Origin of the sequence: Pseudomonas sp. 9Ag, from assembly GCF_902506445.1 — a bacterium.
Taxonomy (GTDB): domain Bacteria; phylum Pseudomonadota; class Gammaproteobacteria; order Pseudomonadales; family Pseudomonadaceae; genus Stutzerimonas; species Stutzerimonas stutzeri_AB.
This window is the reverse complement of the sequence record NZ_LR733836.1, coordinates 731,940-747,961: the sequence shown is the minus strand read 5'-3', so window position 1 is coordinate 747,961 and position 16,022 is coordinate 731,940. Positions and strand designations below refer to the sequence as shown.

The window sequence follows — 16,022 nt, the reverse complement described above, 5'->3', positions numbered from 1 at the left end:
GCCGCTCGCAGCCTGTAGCTCCTAGGAAATGTCTATGACCGACCAAAGCACCCGCCTTCCCGTCCGCCGCGCGCTGATCAGCGTGTCCGACAAAACCGGCGTCATTGAATTCGCACGCGAACTCGTTGCCCTGGGCGTCGAAATTCTCTCGACCGGCGGCACCTTCAAGCTGCTGCGCGAAAACGAAATCGCCGCGGTCGAAGTGGCCGACTACACCGGTTTCCCAGAAATGATGGACGGCCGGGTCAAGACGCTTCACCCAAAGATACATGGCGGCATTCTCGGTCGGCGTGATCTGGACGGCGAAGTCATGACCGAGCATGGCATCAATCCGATCGACCTGGTTGCGGTCAACCTGTATCCGTTCGCTGCCACCGTCGCCAAGCCTGGCTGCACGTTGCCGGATGCTATCGAAAATATCGACATCGGCGGCCCGACCATGGTCCGCAGCGCGGCGAAGAACCACAAGGACGTCGCCATCGTTGTCAACGCCGATGACTACACCAGCGTTATCGAAAACTTGAAGGCCGGCGGCCTGACGTATGCGCAACGCTTCGATCTGGCGCTTAAAGCCTTCGAGCACACGGCCTCCTATGACGGCATGATCGCCAACTACCTGGGCACGGTTGATCAGAGCGCCGAGACACTTTCCACCGAAGGCCGCAGTCTGTTGCCGCGCACCTTCACCACCCAGTTCGTCAAGGCGCAGGACATGCGCTACGGCGAGAACCCACACCAGATTGCGGCGTTCTACGTGGAAACCGCCGACGAAGCCTGCGTCGCCACCGCGCGCCAACTGCAGGGCAAGGAATTGTCCTTCAACAATGTGGCCGATACCGACGCTGCTCTCGAATGCGTAAAAAGCTTCGTCAAGCCAGCCTGTGTCATCGTCAAGCACGCCAATCCGTGCGGCGTCGCTGTGGTCCCGGATGCCGAGGGCGGCATCCGCCAGGCTTACGAACTGGCCTACGCCACAGACAGCGAGTCCGCGTTCGGCGGCATCATTGCCTTCAACCGCGAATTGGACGGAGAGACGGCGAAAGCCATCGTTGATCGCCAGTTTGTCGAGGTCATCATTGCGCCAAGCATTTCGGCACAAGCGCGTGAGGTAGTCGCTAGCAAAGCCAACGTACGCTTGCTCGAATGCGGCCAGTGGCCAGCCGAGCGTGCGCCGGGCTGGGACTTCAAGCGCGTCAACGGCGGGCTTCTGGTTCAAAGCCGAGATATTGGCATGATCAGCGAAGCCGACCTCAAGGTCGTCACCCTGCGCGCCCCGTCTGAACAGGAAATCCACGACCTGATCTTCGCATGGAAGGTGGCCAAGTTCGTTAAGTCCAACGCCATCGTCTACGCCAAGAACCGGCAGACCGTCGGGGTCGGCGCAGGCCAGATGAGCCGGGTCAACTCCGCACGTATTGCGGCGATCAAGGCCGAGCATGCCGGCTTGCCAGTACCCGGCGCAGTGATGGCCAGCGATGCGTTCTTCCCGTTCCGAGACGGCATCGATAATGCCGCCAAAGCCGGCATTACTGCAGTCATTCAACCTGGCGGGTCCATGCGCGACGCCGAAGTGATTGCCGCAGCAGATGAAGCCGGCATCGCCATGGTGTTCACAGGCATGCGCCATTTCAGGCACTAAAAGCTCGAAGGTGAAGCTGGAAGACTGAAGCCCTGCTGCTTCCGACTTTCAGCTTTCGGCTTCCAGCTCTCAGACGAGAGAATCGAGTATGAAGGTTTTAATTATCGGCAGCGGCGGCCGCGAGCATGCCCTGGCCTGGAAGGTCGCGCAGGATCCCCGCGTAGAGAAAGTGTTCGTCGCGCCCGGCAATGCAGGCACGGCAACTGAAGCAAAGTGTGAAAACGTCGCTATCGATGTGCTGGCCCTCGAGCAACTGGCGGACTTCGCCGAACAGAACGTGCAGCTGACAATCGTCGGCCCCGAAGCGCCGCTGGTCAAAGGTGTGGTCGACCTGTTCCGTTCGCGCGGGCTCGACTGCTTCGGCCCGACGGCCGCAGCAGCCCAATTGGAAGGCTCCAAGGCATTCACTAAAGACTTTCTCGCTCGTTACAAGATCCCGACCGCCGATTATCAGAACTTCACCGAAGTCGAACCGGCACTCGCTTATTTGCGAGAAAAAGGCGCGCCGATCGTGATCAAGGCCGACGGCCTGGCCGCCGGAAAGGGGGTCATCGTCGCCATGACTCTGACCGAAGCGGAAGAAGCCGTGCGCGACATGCTCTCCGGTAACGCTTTCGGCGATGCGGGCGCGCGGGTGGTGATAGAAGAGTTTCTCGAGGGTGAGGAAGCCAGTTTTATCGTCATGGTCGATGGCGCCAATGTATTACCAATGGCCACCAGCCAGGACCACAAGCGCGTCGGCGACGGCGACACCGGCCCGAACACGGGAGGAATGGGCGCCTATTCCCCAGCGCCAGTGGTAACTGCTGACGTTCACCAGCGCGTGATGGACGAAGTTATCTGGCCGACCGTGAATGGCATGGCCGCCGAGGGTAACGTTTACACCGGCTTTCTCTACGCCGGCCTCATGATCGACCGCAACGGTGCGCCGAAAGTCATCGAGTTCAATTGCCGCTTCGGCGATCCGGAAACCCAGCCGATCATGTTGCGCCTGCAGTCCAGTCTGGTACTGCTGATCGAAGCAGCCTTGGCCAAAGCGCTGAACAAGGTCGAAGCGCAATGGGATTCGCGTCCGAGCCTCGGGGTGGTAATCGCTGCGGGAGGCTATCCGGGTGATTACAGCAAAGGCGCCGTAATCCACGGCCTGGATGCAGCCGCCCAGTTGAACGGCAAGGTCTTCCATGCCGGTACCGCATTGGCGGACGGCGCGGTGACCACCGCAGGCGGTCGTGTTCTCTGCGCCACGGCGCTTGGCGAAACGGTCTCCGCGGCCCAGCAAAATGCTTATGCACTGGCTGCCCGTATCGAATGGGACGGGCATTTCTATCGCCATGACATAGGCTATCGTGCGATAGCGCGCGAGCAGGGCGAAAGCTAAGCGCCAAAATCGGAGCGATGCGCGCAGCGGCAGCTTTTATTGATCGTTGCGCGCATTACTGAGCGCCTGTGCGGTGGTTATAATCCACCGTCACACACATGAAGGGACTTCAATCGTGCGTCGACTCAGGGTCGCCATTGCTTTTACCTTCAGTCTATTGCTGGCTGCGCTGGTCGCATGGCCTGCATTAGCCGCCGCTCCGGAAGCTGCGGCCCTTCCTGTATCGCCAGAAGCCATACCGGCGACAGAGTCCAACTGGCGATTGCTCGTCGATCAATCCGGTCTGCTCACGCTTGATGAGGTTGTCGCCCAGCGCAGCCTGTTCCAGCGGATCGACAAACGCGCCTACGCCGCTCCAGCCAGTGAAAACGCCGTCTGGCTACAGGTAAACCTTCCTGCGCTCGCCGACCCGAACTGGCTGTGGATCTTTGCCCCACGCGTGCAGTACCTCGATTTCTATCTGCTGCGGGACGGGCAGCTGGAACGCCATATCGAGACTGGCGAGCTCCGACCACTCGAGTCGCGTCCGCTGCCTACCCGCGCCTATCTGTTTTCGCTGCCCAATGACGATACGCCTCGCGAAGCCTATATCCGCCTGCAGTCGTCACACCCGATCATGGCCTGGTTCAGTACCGTGGATGAGGTAGGACTGGTCGCGCTGGCGCGCCCGGCTTACCTGTTTGGTGCCTTGTTCGGTGCCTTGGCACTACTGACGATCTACAACCTGCTGCGTTTCGCTTACACCTTGAGCTACAGCCATGTATGGCTTGCCTTGCTCCACTGTGCCCTGCTCACCAGCGCAGTCGCAAATCTGGGTCTGCTTGCGGTCTGGTCGCCCAAGCTGATCTATAGCCAGCCGTTGATCGCCGATTTGGCGGCATTGCTGACCTGTATTTCCTTGCTGGCCTTCACCTACGGTTTTTTCCATCACCGCAAGATACCTTGGGCGACAGGAGTACTTGCGCTGGAAACTGGCCTGGTCAGCGCGCTTGCAGCCACCATACTGTTCACCGGTCAGCTCTGGTTCAGCTGGTTGATATATGCGCTGGTGCTAGTCACTGCCGTCAGCGTCACCGTCGTGGCTGTTCATCACTGGCGGCAGCGCTACGAGCCCGCCCGGCTGCTGGTCGCGGGCATGCTGTTGTTCGATGGCGGCTTCGTGCTGGTCCTGCCCGTTCTGCTGGGTTTCAATCAGTTCGACCCGGATTGGCTGACTGGCATCATGTTCAGTGTAGCCACCTGTTCCGGGCTGATCCTCAGCTTTGCGCTGCTCGAGCGGCAGCGCCAGATTCAGTCCGACAGCCGCAACCAACATACTGCTGAAGCCGTTAATAGCGCCGAGCTGCGGACCAAAGCAGACTTCCTGGCAAAGATCAGTCATGAGATTCGTACGCCGATGAACGGAGTGCTCGGTATGAGCGAGCTGCTGCTCAGCACCTCGCTATCAGCCAAACAACGTGACTATGTTCAGACGATTCACAGCTCCGGTAATGAGTTGCTCAACCTGATCAACGAAATTCTGGATATTTCCAAGTTGGAGTCAGGACAAATCGAGCTGGACGATGTGCAGTTCGATCTCAACGCCCTCATCGAAGACTGTCTCAGTATTTTCCGCGCCAAGGCCGAACAGCAACGAGTCGAGCTGATCAGCTTTGTCCAACCGCAGATGCCGCACGTAGTGGCTGGCGACCCGACTCGCCTGCGCCAGGCGCTGCTCAACCTGCTCGAGAATGCCTTCAAGCAAACCGAAGAAGGCGAGGTGCTACTGACCGCAGCGGTGGATGAGCGCGAAGGACAGCCCCGTCTGCGCATAACCGTGCAGGACAGTGGCCGTCCGCTGGAGACACAGGAGCGCGACGCCCTGCTCAACGCTGCGCTTGATAGCCGAGACTTTCTCGCCGCGACCCGCCTTGGCGGCCGCCTTGGCCTGATTATCGCCCGGCAGCTGATTCACCTGATGGATGGAGAATTCGGCATTCAGACCGGGGGCATTGCCGGCAACACGCTATGGATGAGTCTGCCACTGGCGGCTGAAATTGCCGAACCCGCCAGCGATCTCGATAACCAGCTCAAAGGCGCCCGGCTGCTAGTAGTGGATGACAACGATACTTGCCGCAAGGTCCTCGGCCAGCAGTGCAGCAGCTGGGGCATGGAGGTCAGTGCGGTGGCCTCAGGCAAAGAGGCGCTGGCGCTGCTGCGGACCAAGGCGCACTTACGCGACTATTTCGACGTGGTTTTGCTGGATCAGGACATGCCCGGCATGACGGGCATGCAGCTGGCGAGCAGAATCAAGGAAGACTTCAGCCTCAATCACGACATCCTGCTGATCATGCTGACGGGCATGAGCAGTGCGCCAAGCAAGATCATTGCGCGCAACGCTGGCATCAAACGCATCCTGGCCAAACCCGTCGCCGGTTACACGCTGAAAACCACCTTGGCAGACGAGCTTGCCCGACGCACCAGCGCGCTCGCACAGTCCTCAGCGACTCAAGCCAACGAGCCTCTATCCGTGCCGGAAGATTTCCGAATCCTGGTCGCCGAAGACAACAGCATATCCACCAAAGTGATCCGCGGCATGCTCAGCAAGCTCAACCTCAAACCGGATACCGCCAGCAATGGCGCAGAGGCGCTCGCACTGATCAAGATGCATCCATACGACCTGGTGTTGATGGACTGTGAGATGCCGGTGATGGACGGCTTTGAGGCCACTACGCAGCTACGGGCGTGGGAAACGTTCGAGGCCCGTCCGCGAACGCCGGTGGTTGCGCTGACCGCGCATATTCTCAGTGAGCACCGGGAGCGAGCCCGCGATGCGGGGATGGATGGGCACATGTCCAAACCTGTCGAAATGTCCCAGCTACGCGAGCTGATAGAGCACTGGGCCAGGAGCCGAGCAGCCGCTGCGGATCGCTAGACTCTGGTCATACCCGCCCTACTGATGATCAGCAGGCCTTCAGATCAGCCGGCATCCGGAACGTTTGGCCCCGCAAGGACCTGCTGCCAAAGCCTGATTTTCGCGAGAAACAACTGGCATGAGCGCATCTCTGTTGAGCTTCCCCGCGCATGGCCCCAAGGCGGGGTACGGGTGCCGTGGCCAACGGCATTTAGCCGGACAATGAACAAAACGCCCGGTCCGCTGCCGATAAAAGACCGCCCGAATTATTCCGCGACGCAGCATGACCCATTGTCCGAATCTTTCGCTTCGAGGCATAAGCCGTCGCCAAGGAGCCCACGTAATGATGAAGAGGAGCGATGTCGCCTGGACGCTTGTAGGTATCACCGCAGTAATCCTGTCCGGCTATCTGCTCTATCAGGAAATCCGTAATCTATCGTTGGCGGAACTGACCGACAGTCTCGACGCGATCAGCCAGCGCAGCTGGGTGCTGGCTGGGCTGGCGACGCTGGGCGCTTACGTGGCGCTGGCGTGGTACGACCGGATCGCCATAGCGCACCTCGGTAAACGCATCTCATGGTGGTTCATCACACTCTGTTCATTCACGACCTATGCCCTTGCGCATAATGTCGGTGCGTCGGTGTTCTCCGGCGCGGTGGTGCGGTACCGCGCATATCGCAGCAAAGGACTGACACCCCACGAGATCGGCGTACTGATCGTATTCTGCTCACTGACCTTTTTCCTCGGGACGTTGCTGGCGAGTGGTTTCGTGTTGATTTTCAGACCCGAACTGCTCAACAGGCTCGTGGATGTCGATCCATGGCTATCGATTGCGATAGGCACTTCGCTGCTATGTGTTATCGGACTCTATGTGATCGGTGCCTGGCGACACTTCCCGCCGATGCATGTAGGCAAATGGCACATCACCTACCCGCGCCTGCCTATCGTCGGGCGGCAGCTCATTGCAGCGCCTCTCGAGCTCGCGTGCGCTGCGGCGATCATCTATTTTGCTCTGCCGGACGAAGGCAATCCCGGCTACGTGGTCGTACTTGGCGTATTTCTGGCCTCTTTCTCCCTGGCGTTGCTGTCACACGCGCCCGGCGGTCTAGGGGTGCTCGAAGTAACGTTCCTTGCCGCAATGCCAGAGCTGCCCACGGCTGATGTGCTGGCCGCGCTGATCGTATTCAGAGGCTTCTACCTGTTGCTGCCGCTTGCCTTGGCTATCTTGGTCGTCGCATTGTTCGAAGCGGGACAGTGGTCGCAGCGACGACGCATTGGCTCGAGGCGCCTCTGAACGAGTCACGAAACGACACTATTGCCCTATGGCTATGCGCGCTTTGCCGCGCGATCATTCGCCCTCTTACGAGACGAAATCGAATCACATGAACAATACCCAACCCAATCGACCAAGCTCCGATCAGGCGGCTGCGCATAAACCGCGCCCGTTGATGGACTTGGCCATCAGCATTGTCATCCCATCATTGATCCTGATGAAGCTCAGCGGGGAAGAACGACTGGGCGCGGATGGCGCACTGCTGCTGGCGCTTGCCTTTCCGCTCAGCTGGGGGCTGTTCGAGCTGGCGAAATACCGCAAGTTCAACTGGATCGCCCTGCTGGGCCTGATAAGCGTGCTGCTCACCGGGGGGATCGGCCTGCTACAGCTCGATCCGCAATGGCTGGCAATCAAGGAAGCTGCGATTCCCGGCATCATTGGGGTCGCCGTGCTGGCGTCTACTCGCACCCGTTTTCCATTGATCCGTACCTTGCTGTACAACCCGAAGGTACTAAACGTCGACAAGGTTCACGAGCAACTTGAGCGCAACGGGCAAACCGCTCACTTCGAGACGCGACTACTGCGAGCGACCTACTTCCTCAGCGTCACCTTCTTTTTTTCGTCATTCATGAATTACGTACTGGCCAAATGGATTGTCCACAGTCCGGCCGGTAGCGAAGCATTCAATGCCGAACTGGGGCGCATGACCTTACTCAGCTACCCCATGATCGCCATCCCGAGCATGTTGATGATGATGGCGATTTTCTACTACCTCTGGAAAACCATTCACGGCCTGACCGGGCTCCGGCTGGAGGACATAATCGCCAATCACGCGCAGACGGATAAGCGGACATGATCTACGCAGTCATCTCGACAGCAGCAGCATCCACAGCGGCAAGGTGATCACGGCCAGCAGCGTCGAAAGGAAGACTGTCGAGCTGACCACGCGGGTGTCTTCCGGATTGACCACGAAGGCCAGGACGTTGACACCGCTTGGGCAGGCAGCCAGCAGTACCAGCACGCTCAGGGCTTCATGACTGAGACCTGGTAACCATCCGCCGACATACCAGACCAGCGATGGAAACAGACCCAACTTCACCAGTGCCAGGCCGAGCGCCGGTGTGCTGGGTCGCAGTCGGTAACGCGACAGACTGATGCCCAACACCATCAACGCGCATGGCAATGCGGCCTGGGCGAGCCAATCGGCCACACGCCAGATCGGCACTGGCGGGTCCCAACCGGATGCATTCAACAGGGCGCCGAGCAACAGACCGACAATCAAAGGGTTGGCCAGATTCTTCAGCAGTGCCGAGGCACTGACCTGTTGCCCTGAACCGAAGGCGTTATAGAAGCTCTGTAGGGAAAACAGGATCAGGCTGTGAAACACAAGAATGGCAAATACGTACACCAGACTCTCCGGCCCCAACAACGTAGTTACCAGAGGGATGCCGACCAGCACGTTGTTTGAGTAGGCTGCCGTCAAGCCGAGGGGGGAGGCTCGTCCGAGCAATCGGTGAGCAAACAGCGAAACCAGTACGAAAACGGTAACCACCGGCCCAAAGTAGGCCAGCAACAGCGTTGGTGACATCCCATCACTCAGCTGGGCCCGAGCAATACCGGTGAACAGGACCGCCGGCATGAACAGCTTGAAGGTGATGTTGGCGAGTCCGGCTGCCGCTTCCCCTGCCAACCATTTCCGCCAGCCCAGCAGGTAGCCAAGCATGATCAAGCCGAAGATTGGCAATATTGCCTGAAACACCACCACGCGGCTTCTCCAGCAAACGTTGCGGCTTAATGCCGCCTCGTAAAAGGCCGGACAGAATACCTGAGAGACGCGTCAGATCACCACATCAGGCCTAGCTGCATGCGCTAGAGCCGGTATTGCGGATTGGATGCTCAAGCCTGGGTGTGTTGCGCGGCGCCAGCTGCGACTAAGGCTGCAGCCCTGGCCAGCGAGTCGAGCACAATGGAAAGCTCGTCATGCCAGTCCCGGGTGTTGATACCGAACGTAGTCTCGAACTTCGAGCAATCGAGCACCGACCAAGCCGGACGGCGTACAGGAGTGGGGTACTGAGCGGTGGTAATGGGCGATACCTTTGGGCGACTAGCAAGCATGCCCTTGGCTTCTGCCTGACGGAAGACTTCTACGGCGAAATCGAACCAGGTGCATGGAGATCGTCCACTGTAGTGATAGAGCCCCCATTTCAATTCGCCGTTCTGGGCATAGCGCTGCGCCAGCTCCAGCAACACATCGGCAATGCTGCCGGCCTGAGTGGGACAACCGAACTGATCGGCAACCACCGACAGCGCGTCACGCTGACAGCCAAGGCGTAGCATGGTCTTAACGAAGTTGTGACCATGCGCCCCATAGACCCAGCTGGTGCGCAAAATGAGGTGCTTGTCCAGCACAGCCTGGATGGCCGTTTCGCCCGCCAGCTTACTAGCACCATAGACCCCCGTAGGCTCGACTTCATCGTCCTCGTTATAAGGCGCTCGGGCATCACCGGAGAACACGTAATCGGTGGAAATATGCAACAGCGGGATAGAGGCTTGACGAGCCGCTTGCGCCAGCCGCTCCGCACCGTCACGGTTGACACTGTAAGCCTGCTCGCGGTGCGTCTCGGCGTTGTCAACGTGCGTATAAGCGGCCGCGTTGATGATTAGCCCCGGTTTGAGGCGGCGGACCAGATCAGTCACCTGCTCCGCATCGGTGATGTCGAGATGGTCGCGAGTCATGCCGAGCGCTTCGAGACCGTACCCACCGGCACGGTTTATCAACTCGTGACCGACCTGGCCACCGGCTCCGCATACTAGGATTCGCATCTGGTTAGCGCCTCGTTCAAGGCCCGCCGTAAACGGCTGGCATGGATTTGTAGCAGACTCGATACACGCGTCACTCTGCAGCTACCGAGATAGCGCAGCCCGCGCTTGGTTCAGGCCAACTTAAATGGGTTTTGTTCCGCCCGTTTGAGGCGTAGCAGAAATTATTGTCCTCGTGCAGGCCTTACATGCCAGCTCGGGTGCGAAAAGGATGTTCCTTCTTGAGCTCCTCGGACCGCTTGCAGCAGCCGGTAATGCTAACACGAGTGAAACTCGAGGCCTGCCATGCGGACCAAACAGGATAGAAGTCGCAGCTAATTCGCCACGATGCCATGTCCAACAGGAGCCACATCGTTGCATCACCAAGAGGACGCCGTCATGCCCAGAGGTGAGAAATCCAAATACACCGATAAACAACAACGCAAAGCCGAACATATCGAAGACAGTTACGAGGAGCGGGGAGTACCCGCTGAAGAGGCGGAAGCCCGAGCATGGGCCACCGTAAACAAGCAGTCCGGCGGGGGCGAACGCAACGGTGGCTCAGGGCAGGACAAAAGCGAGACCGCCAAGCGAGCCGACCGCAAGGACTCAGCACATCGAGCAGCCGAGTCGCGCTCCGGCATATCACCAACCAAGGGCTCGGCACGTAGCAATCGATCAGGCAGCACGTCCCTTAGCGACCTGACCCACGACGAACTGATGGACAAAGCTCGAGAGCGTGACGTGCAGGGCCGCTCCAAGATGCGTAAGGACGATTTGATAAAGGCGCTCAGTTGATGGAGCTTAAAATGCAAGAACCTGATCCTCGGGATGACGGCACGCCGAGTCCAGTACCGGAGCCTGAACGCCAGGACCCAGGCGAACCAATCCCTATCGAGGAGCCAGCCAAGCCCGAGCGCCCCAACGGCGGGCGCGGTTAAACTTTCTGCGCCCTCGCCTATCACAACTTATGGCCCTGCGAGACGCCGACAGGCGCGACGGCCATACGGCGGCGCAATACCGCACGCCCCATACCCAGGAGACCGTGATGAGTTATGTGCAATTGAGCGACAAACATACTTTGCGTGAGCGCGCGCGCCAGCATGTCGAAAACGGCGCGGTGACGGAAAGCTATTCGGCGGATCGCGAGACGGTTATCAATCTGCTCAATGAGGCGCTGGCGACCGAACTGGTCTGCTACCTACGCTACAAGCGCCACTACTACATGGCCACTGGCCTCAAATCGAGCGTTGCCGCCGACGAGTTTCTTGAGCACGCCAACGAAGAACAGGAACATGCTGACCGCTTGGCCGAACGTATCGTGCAGCTTGGTGGCGCTCCGGATTTCAATCCCGACAGCCTCACCGAGCGCGCTCACGCGCAATATGCAGAGGGTAACGGACTGCGCGACATGGTATTCGAGAACCTAGTGGCCGAACGGATAGCTATCGACAGCTATCGAGAAATCGTCCAGTACATTGGCGATAAAGACCCAACAACACGGCGCATCTTCGAGGACATCCTTGCACAGGAAGAAGAGCACGCCGACGATCTGGCTGGCTTACTGGACGGTATGAACTGACAAGGTTACTCAGCCAGCAGCATTGTCGTTAAAAAAAAGGCCACCCAAAGGTGGCCTCAAAAAAGGAAAGAGAGTACAGCTCAGCCGGCTGCTGCCGGGCGCATGTAGGAGATCGGTGCGGTCTGGGACTCTTCGAATGTGACCATTTCCCACGCATCCTTTTGATCCATTAGGGTGCGAAGCAGACGGTTGTTCAAAGCATGTCCGGATTTAAAGCCGCGGAATTCGCCGATCAGGCTGGTGCCCAGCAAGTAAAGATCACCGATTGCATCGAGAATCTTGTGCTTCACGAACTCGTCCTCATAACGCAGGCCGTCTTCGTTGAGCACATGGTCTTCATCGACCACGATGGCGTTTTCGACGCTCCCACCCAGGGCCAGGTTGTGCGAGCGGAGGAATTCAATGTCACGCATAAAACCAAAGGTTCGAGCACGACTGACTTCCTTGACGAAGGAAGTACTTGAAAAATCCACGCTGGCTGTCTGGGTACGACCGCGGAACACCGGATGGTCGAAATCGATCTCGAAACTCACCTTAAAGCCTTCGAATGGCAGGAACGTGGCGCGCTTGTCGCCGTCCTCCACCGAAACCTCGCGGATAATTCGGATGAACTTCTTGGGGGCGTCCTGCTCCTGCAGTCCGGCCGATTGAATCAGGAATACAAAGGGACCAGCACTACCGTCCATGATCGGCACTTCCGAAGCGGAAAGCTCGACGTAGGCGTTATCGATGCCTAGCCCAGCCATCGCCGAGAGCAAGTGCTCAACCGTATCGACTTTGACGTCACCGCTGACCAGCGTAGTCGACATGGTCGTCTCGCCAACGTTCTCGGCCCGTGCGGCAATCTGCACAGGCGGGTTGAGATCGGTGCGACAGAACACGATTCCGGTGTCCACGGGAGCCGGCTTCAGGGTCAGGTAAACCTTTTCCCCCGAATGCAGGCCGACGCCTGTGGCGCGAATGATGTTCTTTAAGGTGCGTTGTCTGATCATGGCTCGTTTTCGCTAGTGCGCTGTTGCGAATGGTTTCCAACAAAGGTGGCGATCATAGCAGAACCCCACTTTGCTGAATACCAATCACCCCGATAGTCCTGATACATCCAATCAATCAGCCTGACGGCGCAGAAACGCAGGAATATCCAAATAATCCAGATCTTCCTGGGGATTCATCTTCGCTGCAGTAGCTGCCGCGTGAGCCTGATTACGCATCACGGTTGGGCGGTCGAGGTCGCGATAGTTCACGGCCGCCTGGTCCTGACGCGCTGCTGGAGCGGGCTGCGGCGCTACGGCTGCGGCCTGCAGAGTGTTGTCTACAACCTTGACCGGTTTCTCGTTGCGCGGTCCGAGACCAGTCGCCACAACCGTGACGTGCAGCTCATCGAGCATGTCTGGGTCGATTACGGCACCCACCTTCACCGTCGCCTCGTCGGACGCGAACGCCTCGATGATCTCGCCCACCGCAGCGTACTCGCCCAGGGAAAGATCCAGACCAGCGGTAATATTGACCAGAATGCCACGCGCACCCTGCAGGTTGACGTCTTCCAGCAATGGGTTGCGGATCGCCGCCTCGGTAGCCTCGCGAGCGCGGTTCGGACCAGTAGCACAACCAGTCCCCATCATGGCCATGCCCATCTCGCCCATGACGGTTTTGACGTCTGCAAAGTCGACGTTCATCAGGCCCGGACGCTGCATGATGTCAGAGATACCGCGCACGGCGCCGGTCAACACGTCGTCAGCCTTGGCGAACGCAGAAAGCAGGCTTGCATCCTTGCCGAGGATGGTCAGCAGCTTTTCGTTGGGGATAGTGATCAGCGAGTCGACGCACTCGGACAGCTGACGGATACCTTCGTCGGCGACCTGCATGCGGCGGCGCCCTTCGAATGGGAACGGACGGGTCACCACTGCAACGGTGAGAATGCCCATTTCCTTGGCCACCGAAGCAATGACTGGCGCTGCGCCAGTGCCGGTACCACCGCCCATACCGGTAGTGATGAATACCATGTCGGCGCCCTGCAGCACCTCGGCGATACGCTCACGGTCATCCATCGCAGCTTGGCGACCGATATCGGGATTGGTGCCTGCACCCAAGCCCTTGGTAATGGCGGACCCCAACTGCAGTACGGTCCGCGCTTCGATTTTCTTCAGCGCTTGGGCATCGGTGTTAGCGCAGATGAATTCCACGCCTTCAACGCTGTTGCGCACCATGTGATTGACAGCGTTTCCGCCGCCTCCGCCTACGCCAATGACCTTGATCACTGCATTTTGCGGGGTATGATCTACGAGTTCGAACATTTCCCTCTCTCCTTCCAGCTTTCTAGTTTTAGGTACAGCCGCACTGCTCAGAAATTGCCCTGGATCCAGCTCTTGAGCCGGTCCACGACAGACGTCTTGGGTTCTTCGACAAAGTTGCCGAGACCGGACATGGAAGTGCCCTCGGTCTGCTTACGCATCCCGTAGAGCAGCAGGCCCACGCCCGTTGAATAGATGGGATTGCGGACCACGTCCGCGAGTCCGTTGACGCTATGCGGTACGCCAAGGCGCACCGGCATGTGGAAGATCTCCTCGGCGAGCTCGACGGCACCTTCCATCTTCGCTGTACCGCCTGTGAGGACGATCCCTGCCGGAACCAGATCCTCGTAGCCGCTGCGACGCAGCTCGGCCTGAATCAAGGTGAAGAGCTCGTCATAACGCGGCTCCACGACTTCGGCCAATGCCTGACGCGAGAGTTCCCGCGGCGGCCGATCTCCGACGCTCGGTACCTTGATGGTCTCGCCGGGGCCGGCCAACTTGGCCAGCGCGCAGGCGTAACGAATCTTGATCTCCTCCGCGTACTGAGTCGGAGTACGCAGCGCCATGGCGATGTCGTTTGTGACCTGATCGCCAGCAATCGGGATAACAGCGGTATGCCGGATAGCGCCTTCGGTGAAGATGCAGATGTCGGTCGTCCCGCCACCGATATCCACCAGACAGACGCCCAGCTCTTTCTCGTCATCAGTCAGCACGGCATGTGCCGAGGCCAGCTGTTCGAGGATGATGTCGTCAACCTCAAGACCACAACGGCGTACGCACTTTTCAATATTCTGCGCGGCATTGACTGCACACGTTACGACGTGAACCTTGGCTTCCAGGCGCACCCCGGACATGCCTAGCGGTTCGCGAACGCCTTCCTGGTTGTCGATCACATAGTCCTGCGGCAAGGTGTGCAGCACGCGCTGATCTGCCGGAATAGCCACGGCTTGGGCAGCATCAAGCACACGTTCGAGGTCAGCAGTGCTGACTTCACGGTCGCGGATGGCGACGATCCCATGCGAGTTCAGGCTGCGGATGTGGTTGCCGGCCAGGCCGACGAATGCTGAGTGAATGCGGCAGCCCGCCATCAGCTGTGCCTCTTCAACGGCACGCTGGATCGACTGAACGGTGGATTCAATATTGACCACTACGCCCTTTTTCAAGCCACGCGACGGATGCGTGCCGATCCCGACAATCTCCAACTCGCCATCCGGCGTCACTTCGCCGACCAGCGCCACCACCTTCGAGGTGCCGATATCGAGACCGACGATCATCTTGCCGCTTTGCACGCTAGACATGTGTTTCATTCCTCAATTCTTCGCAACGACGGCTTCATCCGTCGTGGTCGGGCTCGGCTCCCGCCACGCAACGGCGAGGCCATTGGCGTAGCGAAGGTCGATCCGCGCAATTTTGTCGCTCTCCTGCGCCAGCTCTTGCTGGTAAATGGCAGTGAAGCGCCGCATTTTTTCGATTATCTGGTCCCGTCCCAACAGCAGCTCGACGCCCTGCCCGGTCGTCACAAACCAGCTGCCCCGCGCCCGCAGTTCCAGGCGAGCGATGGAAAAACCGAGTGGCCGCAGCATCTGGCTGAGAACCTGGTACTGCTGCATCACCCGTTGCTGGGCCCGCTTCGGACCATACAACTGCGGCAAGTGTTCATACCGAGTCAGATTGTCTGGCGCGAAGGCCTGACCGTTATTGTTCAGCAGCGATTCGTCACCCCAGCGAGCGATCGGCAGCTGCTCGTCAAGACGCACCATGACTTCATCCGGCCAGATTCGGCGCGCTTCGACATGGGCTATCCAAGGCATCTGTTCAAGGTCGTGACGCAAAGCGTCGAGATCAACCTTGAAGAAACTGGCTTCGACGAACGGCGCCATGCGTGCCTGCACTGCTTGCTGATCGACATAGGTCAGTTCACCCCGAACGCTCACCTTGGCAATCGGCCGATCGGCATAGGGCGCGAGCTGGTCGCCCAGCTGGTAAAGCCCCACGGCAAGCCCTATGAGTAGTACCGGCCACAGGGCACGCTTGAGCGAACCCAGGCTCGGCCGTGGCAAGCGCGCCGAAAGCGGCTCGCGCTGCACCAGGCGGCTCGCGCCCCGCTGTGCCGGCTTGCGTGAAGCACGGCCGGTAGCGGGTTGAGAGTGACGCAGCGTGGTGATCATCG

The 16,022-nt window shown here is 59.1% G+C and carries 14 protein-coding genes; 8 read left to right on the top strand and 6 right to left on the bottom strand.

The features are described 5' to 3' along the window. The first annotated feature begins 34 nt into the window (after positions 1-34). The 5 genes from purH to ALTERO38_RS03400 all read left to right on the top strand — a co-directional run bounded on the left by purH (position 35) and on the right by ALTERO38_RS03400 (position 8,039). Positions 35-1,639, top strand: coding sequence for a bifunctional phosphoribosylaminoimidazolecarboxamide formyltransferase/IMP cyclohydrolase (purH, locus tag ALTERO38_RS03420; protein ID WP_159967281.1), 1,605 nt, complete (start codon positions 35-37; stop codon positions 1,637-1,639). A gap of 88 nt (positions 1,640-1,727) precedes the next feature. Then, positions 1,728-3,017, top strand: a complete 1,290-nt coding sequence (gene purD, locus ALTERO38_RS03415; protein WP_159967280.1) for a phosphoribosylamine--glycine ligase — start codon at positions 1,728-1,730, stop codon at positions 3,015-3,017. A gap of 115 nt (positions 3,018-3,132) precedes the next feature. Further along, positions 3,133-5,931 (top strand): hybrid sensor histidine kinase/response regulator, encoded by a 2,799-nt coding sequence (locus ALTERO38_RS03410; RefSeq protein ID WP_159967279.1) that lies wholly within the window; start codon positions 3,133-3,135, stop codon positions 5,929-5,931. 322 nt (positions 5,932-6,253) lie between these two features. Next, complete coding sequence (locus tag ALTERO38_RS03405) at positions 6,254-7,204, top strand: YbhN family protein (RefSeq protein WP_159967278.1); 951 nt, start codon at positions 6,254-6,256, stop codon at positions 7,202-7,204. A gap of 88 nt (positions 7,205-7,292) precedes the next feature. Further along, a complete protein-coding gene (locus tag ALTERO38_RS03400; RefSeq protein WP_159967277.1) occupies positions 7,293-8,039 on the top strand; it encodes a VC0807 family protein in 747 nt (248 codons plus the stop codon). 9 nt (positions 8,040-8,048) lie between these two features. Here the strand turns inward: ALTERO38_RS03400 and ALTERO38_RS03395 are convergent, their stop codons facing one another. Both ALTERO38_RS03395 and rfbD read right to left on the bottom strand, forming a co-directional pair. Continuing rightward, positions 8,049-8,948, bottom strand: coding sequence for an AEC family transporter (locus tag ALTERO38_RS03395; protein WP_159967276.1), 900 nt, complete (start codon positions 8,946-8,948; stop codon positions 8,049-8,051). Between the two features lie 131 nt (positions 8,949-9,079). Then, the gene (gene rfbD, locus ALTERO38_RS03390) at positions 9,080-10,006 is read right to left on the bottom strand and encodes a dTDP-4-dehydrorhamnose reductase (RefSeq protein ID WP_159967275.1); all 927 of its coding nucleotides are present in this window, start codon (positions 10,004-10,006) and stop codon (positions 9,080-9,082) included. 375 nt (positions 10,007-10,381) lie between these two features. On the opposite strand from rfbD, the gene ALTERO38_RS03385 reads away from it, so the two are divergent. From ALTERO38_RS03385 to ALTERO38_RS03380, 3 genes are all read left to right on the top strand, one after another. Next, entirely contained in the window at positions 10,382-10,780 is a 399-nt protein-coding gene (locus tag ALTERO38_RS03385) for a Rho termination factor N-terminal domain-containing protein (RefSeq protein WP_159967274.1), read from the top strand. A gap of 11 nt (positions 10,781-10,791) precedes the next feature. Continuing rightward, on the top strand, positions 10,792-10,923 hold the full coding sequence (locus ALTERO38_RS21435; protein WP_256663759.1) for a hypothetical protein: 132 nt from the start codon (positions 10,792-10,794) through the stop codon (positions 10,921-10,923). A 107-nt stretch (positions 10,924-11,030) separates the two neighbouring features. Further along, positions 11,031-11,564, top strand: a complete 534-nt coding sequence (locus ALTERO38_RS03380) for a bacterioferritin (RefSeq protein WP_102836823.1) — start codon at positions 11,031-11,033, stop codon at positions 11,562-11,564. Between the two features lie 80 nt (positions 11,565-11,644). On the opposite strand, the gene lpxC is transcribed toward ALTERO38_RS03380, so the two are convergent. The 4 genes from lpxC to ALTERO38_RS03360 form a co-directional block, all read right to left on the bottom strand. After that, on the bottom strand, positions 11,645-12,556 hold the full coding sequence (gene lpxC, locus ALTERO38_RS03375) for a UDP-3-O-acyl-N-acetylglucosamine deacetylase (RefSeq protein WP_102836824.1): 912 nt from the start codon (positions 12,554-12,556) through the stop codon (positions 11,645-11,647). 111 nt (positions 12,557-12,667) lie between these two features. Continuing rightward, the gene (gene ftsZ, locus ALTERO38_RS03370) at positions 12,668-13,855 is read right to left on the bottom strand and encodes a cell division protein FtsZ (RefSeq protein WP_148925064.1); all 1,188 of its coding nucleotides are present in this window, start codon (positions 13,853-13,855) and stop codon (positions 12,668-12,670) included. Between the two features lie 47 nt (positions 13,856-13,902). Continuing rightward, positions 13,903-15,150 carry a cell division protein FtsA gene (ftsA, locus tag ALTERO38_RS03365; RefSeq protein ID WP_159967273.1) on the bottom strand — a complete coding sequence of 416 codons (1,248 nt, stop codon included), beginning with the start codon at positions 15,148-15,150 and terminating at the stop codon, positions 13,903-13,905. Positions 15,151-15,162: 12 nt separating this feature from the next. Beyond that, entirely contained in the window at positions 15,163-16,020 is an 858-nt protein-coding gene (locus tag ALTERO38_RS03360) for a cell division protein FtsQ/DivIB (protein ID WP_159967272.1), read from the bottom strand. Positions 16,021-16,022 lie beyond the last annotated feature (2 nt).